This is a genomic window from Methylorubrum sp. Q1 (assembly GCF_004683995.1).
Taxonomy (GTDB): Bacteria; Pseudomonadota; Alphaproteobacteria; order Rhizobiales; family Beijerinckiaceae; genus Methylobacterium.
In genome coordinates this window covers 1-6125 of record NZ_SRHQ01000059.1, presented here as the reverse complement: position 1 = coordinate 6125, position 6125 = coordinate 1, and the positions used below count along the sequence as shown (strand labels likewise).

The 6125-nt window shown below is 68.9% G+C and carries 6 protein-coding genes; 3 read left to right on the top strand and 3 right to left on the bottom strand.

From position 1 onward, the window contains the following. Nucleotides 1-153 precede the first annotated feature (153 nt). The 3 genes from E4V01_RS25035 to E4V01_RS25960 all read right to left on the bottom strand — a co-directional run bounded on the left by E4V01_RS25035 (nucleotide 154) and on the right by E4V01_RS25960 (nucleotide 2768). The gene (locus tag E4V01_RS25035) at nucleotides 154-1389 is read right to left on the bottom strand and encodes an MFS transporter (RefSeq protein WP_135300254.1); all 1236 of its coding nucleotides are present in this window, start codon (nucleotides 1387-1389) and stop codon (nucleotides 154-156) included. 190 nt (nucleotides 1390-1579) lie between these two features. Continuing rightward, complete coding sequence (locus E4V01_RS25030; protein ID WP_193763314.1) at nucleotides 1580-2107, bottom strand: VOC family protein; 528 nt, start codon at nucleotides 2105-2107, stop codon at nucleotides 1580-1582. A 4-nt stretch (nucleotides 2108-2111) separates the two neighbouring features. After that, a complete protein-coding gene (locus tag E4V01_RS25960; protein ID WP_193763313.1) occupies nucleotides 2112-2768 on the bottom strand; it encodes a heme-binding protein in 657 nt (218 codons plus the stop codon). Between E4V01_RS25960 and E4V01_RS25020 the strand changes: the two genes are divergently transcribed. From E4V01_RS25020 to E4V01_RS25010, 3 genes are all read left to right on the top strand, one after another. Next, the gene (locus tag E4V01_RS25020; RefSeq protein ID WP_193763312.1) at nucleotides 2752-3681 is read left to right on the top strand and encodes a LysR family transcriptional regulator; all 930 of its coding nucleotides are present in this window, start codon (nucleotides 2752-2754) and stop codon (nucleotides 3679-3681) included. The two genes, E4V01_RS25960 and E4V01_RS25020, sit on opposite strands and share 17 nt — an antisense overlap. Before the next feature lie 166 nt (nucleotides 3682-3847). Beyond that, nucleotides 3848-4585, top strand: coding sequence for a putative quinol monooxygenase (locus tag E4V01_RS25015; protein ID WP_135300251.1), 738 nt, complete (start codon nucleotides 3848-3850; stop codon nucleotides 4583-4585). 143 nt (nucleotides 4586-4728) lie between these two features. After that, nucleotides 4729-6125: amidohydrolase family protein (locus E4V01_RS25010; protein ID WP_135300250.1), on the top strand; the 1397-nt coding region annotated here is incomplete at its 3' end.

Sequence of the window (6125 nt, the reverse complement as noted above, 5' to 3'; positions counted from 1 at the left end):
CGCGCAGACTTGGACGCTACCCTTCGACAGATCGACTGCCAGCATGCTGATCTTCGTCGTCGTCAATAACCCCTTCGATCGGTTCCGATTGAACCGTCAGGCATACGAGATGCCGTTCGGTGGGGGCATCCACCGCATCAGTTCCAGCTGCCCTCACCTCCGGGCCGATGCTGGCGTCCGCGTTCGATGGCTCTCGGCACAAGCCAGCAGCCAGATGGCGAGACCGCCAAGAGACAGCGCCGCACCGACGAAGCCTACCGAGGAAAAGCCGTAGCCCAGTGCGATGGGGATGCCGCCAAGCCATGGGCCGATCGCATTCGCCACGTTGAAGGCGCTGTGGTTGAAGACCGCCGCCGCTGTCTGGGCGTTTCCAGCCACATCCATCAGCCGTGTCTGAAGCACACCGCTCGTGGCGCTGAAGAAGCTGACGGCCAGCATGGCAAGCCCGACGGTCCACGCGTTCTCGGCCGCGAGCGCGAACCCGACGAGGGCCAGTGCACCGGCGGACAGGAAGATCACCGGCGTTCTCAACAGAGCTCGGTCGGCGAGCCGTCCGGCAACGAAGGTTCCACCGGTCATGCCAAACCCATAGAGCGCGATCATGATCGGAACCCACCGCTTCTCCAGCCCCGTGACGGCAACGAGGATGGACGCCGTGTAGGCATAGACGGCGAAGAAGCCTGCGAAGCCGATGGCGCCGGTCAGAAGCACGAGCCAGATCTGTCGGTTCCAGAGCCCCTTGAGTTCAGTCAAGGCACCCGCTCGGCGATCCGGCATGTCCTGCGGAAGCTGCCATATGCACAGCCCCGTCACCACAACCGCGAGAAGACCCGGCGAGGCAAAGGCCCAGCGCCATCCATAGGCTTGGCCGAGCGCCGTCACGGCGAAGACGCCGACGATCATGGCGAGGGTCAGGCCGAGGATGACCGTCGCCACGGCACTGGCACGTTTGTCACGCTCGACGAGGGAGGCGGCCGTGAGAGCGGCAATGCCGAGATAGGCACCGTGCGGGATGCCGCTCGCAAAACGGAAAACCAGTAGCGTCGAAAAGGACGGCGCCATCATGCTCAAGCCGTTGCCGAATGCGAACAACGCCATGCAGCCGATCAACAGGCGTCGCCGCGATACGCGCGCCAGCGGAAACGCGATGAGGGGCGCGCCGACGACCACACCGATGGCGTATGCGCTGACGACGCGTGCCGCAGCAGGCTCGCCGAGGCTGAAATCCGCGGCGATCTCCGGAAGGAGGCTCATGGCGGCGAACTCGGCGGTTCCGAAAGCGAAGGCACCCAGTGCGAGCGTCAGGAGGATGAGTGAAACGTTGACGCGCGTTCGCTCGGCCTTTGGGATGAACGCTCTTGCGGCGGTCGGCAGGTGGGCATGGGACATCTTGTGCCTGCGGTTCTGGTGCCGCCTCGAGGCGGCGGCCTCCTTAGGGAGGCGTTCGCGTCCTCGGTTTGCCGTCTATGGGGCGAGCGAGGTGGCCGCGGCGTGTCGGCGCCGAAGGTCGCGACGGGGGCGTCGTCGAGCGCTCGGCCGAATGGGATCGAGGAGCCGGCAGCTCTCGACGCACGCGATCCTATGAGCTGGGGAGCCAGCGGCGTGCGATCTCCCGGCCCGGAGAGGGGATCTGGATCAGTTCGATGAGCATCCCCCAGGGCGTGCGGATGAACCGGATCGCGTTGCCGTCTCCGGCCTCGTAGGAGCTCAACGGCGAGGGACCCTCGAGAAGCTGCGCCCCACAGTCCCGCGCCTTGGCCGCGATTGCCGCCACGTCGTCGCAGTAGATCGAGAAATGGTGGAGGCCGATGTCGTTGATGCCGGTCGGCGTCGGGCGATGCACCTCGCTTATCTCGAAGAGTTCGAGGTTGGGCCCGTTGTGAAGGCGCAGCATGCGCAGGTCGCGGATCACGCTGGTGGGCGAGATCCCGTTCACCGCGCTGACCTCGGGCCCGCCGATCGGCGCGGCCTCCTTCCTGGTCAGGGCGTAGAGTTCCTCGGCCCCGAAGACATCGCGAAGGAAGCGGACCGCCGCCTCCATATCCGGGACGGTCAGTCCGACATGCTCGATGCCGCGCGGCTGGGGCGTTCGGGTGTCCTGCGTCATGGCTTCAGCTCCAACTTGCGAAGGTCTTGGCCGCGAACTCGGCCAAGGACTGTTCGCTCTCTTCGGTGTCGCCGCTGACGGAGACGGCACCGACGAACGCGTCGGCATGCGTCAGCGGTACGGCCCCGCCGAGCGGGATCAGGCCAGGCAGATCGCCGAGCCAAGGCTTGTCTCGCGCCAGCTTGCCGAACGCCTGGAGCGGCGCCCGGAAACCGGCACATGATCGCGCCTTGCCGATCGCGGCATCGACGCTGCCGTGGAAGGCACCGTCCATCCGGTTGAACGCGACCAGATGGCCGCCGCAATCGACGACGGCGACGCTGACGGCGCAGTTCCGCTCGTGCGCCGCATCCACCGTCGAGGCCAGGATGCGGTTGGCCGTCTCGCGATCGACGGATCGCTGCGTGTTGAAAGTGCTGGTTTCGGCCATGGTGCGCCCTGCCTGTCGTTTGGAAGCGGCACGCGGCGAGGGACGAGACGGTATCGATCGCTGCATGTCGGGAGAACCGCCTCCGCCGCGCCGTCGTTGCAGGCCGTCTTCGCAATGCACAATCCTCGAAACGGGAAGAATTGACGGTTTCGGGTCGGGGCCGATAGCTCCGGCGTCACCCCCGATCTCGGGTCGTGCCGATTCGGAGCTTTCCGTGGTCAAGCTGAACAACATCCAGAACCTTCGGGTCTTCGACGCCGTGGCACGCGTCGGCAGCCTGACCCGCGCGGCCCGCGAGCTGGGCGTCTCCCTCACGCTGGTCTCGAAAAGACTGAAGGAACTGGAGGCGGAACTCGGTTTGCGGCTGGTGCAGCGCTCGACCCGCAAACTCGCGCTGACCGAAGAAGGGCATGTCTTCCTCGATCGCTGCCGCGACGTGCTGGATGCCGTCGCTGCGGCCGAGGACGTGCGTCTGCGGCAGACCGAAAGCGGCATCATCCGCCTGTCCGCCGGCGTGGCCTTCGCCCATCGCCAGATCGCCCCGCGTCTTCCCCTCTTCCTCGACCGCCACCCGGACGTGACGGTCCAGCTGATGGCGAGCAACGAGATGGACGACCTGATCCAGCATCGCCTCGACTTCGCCGTCCGCCAGCTCGACCTCACCGACAGCGCTCTGGTGATGCGGCGGCTGGCCCCCGATGCGCGGATCCTGTGCGCCTCGCCGGGCTATCTCGCCCGGCATGGCGTCCCCGGCCATCCGCAGGACTTGCAGGATCATCGCTGCCTGACGATCGGCCTGCCGCCGCCGCGGCGATGGCCGATGTGGCGCGGCGAGGAGGCCGTCGAGATCGACGTCCCCAGCACCGTGACCGGAACGAGCGGCGAGATCGCCCATGCCGTCGCGCTGGCCGATGGCGGCATCACGCTGAAGTCCGTCTGGGACCTCATCCCCGACCTCCGCAGCGGGCGCCTGGTGCGGATTCTGCCGGAATGGTGGGGCAGCCGGGAGCGCTGGCTTCACCTGGTCTATCCCGCACGCCGCCACCAGCCCCGACGCGTGCGCGCCTTGATGGACTTCCTTCAGCTGGAACTGGCTCAGGTCGTGGAAGAGAATGCCGATCTCGGGCTGTTCGAGAACTCGTGAGCGTCGCGCCTTGCCGGTGTAAGGCCGGAGCAACGTGCAGACTTTCCGTTTTCGCAACAATCCCTTGCTGCGACTGCCAGGAACGATGCCCGGCTCGCCCGCTTGAATGCCCTGTCACCGCCCTCGATCCGACGAGGCCGGACAAGAACACGGAGGATGACGCGACATGACGAAGACGCTCGACGCAGCCATCCGAAACGCGGCCCTGGCGGGGACTGCCGCCCTCCTTCTCGCAGCGTCCCCGGGCGGGGCGGCGTCCGCCAAGGACGCTGCGCCGACGCCGATCGAGTTCTATGCCTCGATCTCCGTCAAACCGGGGGCGATGGACGGGTTCCTGGCGGTGATGCGCGCGAACGCGCGCGCCTCGCGCGCGGAGGCCGGCAACGTCTCCTTCGACGCCTACCGCCGCGCGGACTGTGGCAACGAGCTGCTCCTGATGGAGCGCTGGGCCGACGAGGCCGCGGTCGAGGCACATGGCCAGACGCCGCACCTCCAGGCCGTCGTCGACCGCATCGAAAGCGACCTGAACGGCGCGCCGCAGGAGCTGCATCTGGTGCGCCTCTCGCCGATGGCGCCGGAAAAGCCGATCACGGACCCGGCCGCCACGCGCAACGTCGCCGTCACCCTCCACGTCAAGCCGGAGAAGCGCGAAGCCTTCCAGCAGGCTCTTCTGGACGTGGTCGAGCCGTCGCGCGCCGCGCCGGGCAACCTCGCCTTCGACGTCTACCGCCACGAGGACGACGAAGGCACCTTCTTCATCATGGAGCGCTGGACGAACGCGGCGGCGCACGAGGCGCATCTCGCGCAGCCCTACAACGAGCCGCTCAACGCGATCTGGGCGGAATCCCTTGCCCGACCGCTCGGCGAAGGTCGGCGCCTTCTCTTGGACGCCGCACCGAGCTGAGCCGTCGCGCCGGCGCGCGACCGCCGAACGATCGCCCCGCGGCACCGCCCCGTGCCGGACATGGACGCTTGGTGCCGGAGCGCCGCCGTCCCCGGCGGCGCCCGCACCCTTTCCAGATCCCGCCACCAATCCGGAGACCCCGCATGACCGCCCGCCGCCGCGACGTTCTCCTGTCCGCAGGCGCCTTCCTGGCCGCCGCCACGCTTCCCGGCCGTGCCGGCTCCGCCCAGGCGACCGGCGCGGCGGGCGGGCCGCCCGAGGTCGTCCTCTCCGGCGGCTTCGTCGTCAGCATGGATCCGTCGGTCGGCGATCTCGAACGGGGCGACGTGCACGTGCGCGACGGCGCGATCGTGAGGGTCGCCGCCGCGATCGCGGCGCCGGGGGTCGTGCGCCGCGACATGAGCGGCTGCGTCGTCATGCCGGGCTTCGTCGACACCCACTGGCACATGTGGAACTCGCTGGCGCGCGGCCTGCCGCAGAGCCGGCTCGGCCCCTTCGGCAAGACCATGGCCCCGCTCGCCCGCGCCTGGACGCCGGAGGCGAGCGCCCTCGGCGTGCGCCTCGCCGCGGCGGAAGCGATCCACGCCGGCATCACCACCGTCCACAACTGGGCGCACAACGTGAAAGGGCCGGACTTCGCCGAAGCCGAGCGCGAGGCGCTCGCCGCTTCCGGCCTGCGCGGACGCTTCGCCTACGGCTATCCGCAGGCGCTCGGCGAAGACGCGGCGATGGACCTTTCCGACCTGGAGCGCATGCGCGATCGGCACTTCGCCCGCGAGAGCGCCGGCCTCCTCTCGCTCGGCATCTGCGCGCGCGGGCCGGACCGCTCGGCCGCGTCGGTCTGGCGCCGGGAATGGGAAGCGGCGCGCTCGCTCGGCCTGCCGATCACCGCCCATGTTGCCTCCGACCGGGCGGCGGCGGCCATGGGCAACATCGTCGTCATGCACCGCGACGGGCTGCTCGGACCGGACGTCCAACTCGTCCACGCCACGCATGCCAGTCGGGACGACCTGCGCCTGGTCGCCGAAAGCGGCTCGCCGATCTCGATCAGCCCCTGGACGGAACTCGAGGTCGGCTACGGCCGGCCCGCCATCGCCGACATGGCCGATGCCGGCGTCGAGATGGGGCTCTCGGTCGACAACATGGTGCTGGCGGGGCACGCCGACATGTTCGGCGTCATGCGGATCACCGCCGACCTCGCGCGCGGCCTGCGCGAGGACCAGGGCGCGCTGACGGACCGGCGCGTTCTCGAATGGGCGACCATCGGCGGCGCGCGCGGCCTGGGGATCGCGCAGACCACGGGTTCGCTGACGCCCGGCAAGCGCGCCGACGTGATCGCGGTGCGCCGCGATGCGATCAACACCGCGCCTGCCGGTACGGTGGACTTCATGCTCACCCATGCGGCCCAGCCCGCCAATGTCGACTTCGTCATGGTGGACGGCGTGGTGCACAAGGAGAACGGCCGCCACACCCGCGTCGACGTGGAAGCCCTGCTCGCGCAGGCGCAGGAGAGCATCGCGCGCTTGCGGCAGAAGGCCGG

Bases quoted from the DNA above. Each gene is read 5' to 3' on its own strand.
- E4V01_RS25035 (WP_135300254.1), bottom strand. From the start codon at position 1,389: ATGTCCCATGCCCACCTGCCGACCGCCGCAAGAGCGTTCATCCCAAAG.
- E4V01_RS25030 (WP_193763314.1), bottom strand. From the start codon at position 2,107: ATGACGCAGGACACCCGAACGCCCCAGCCGCGCGGCATCGAGCATGTC.
- E4V01_RS25015 (WP_135300251.1), top strand. From the start codon at position 3,848: ATGACGAAGACGCTCGACGCAGCCATCCGAAACGCGGCCCTGGCGGGG.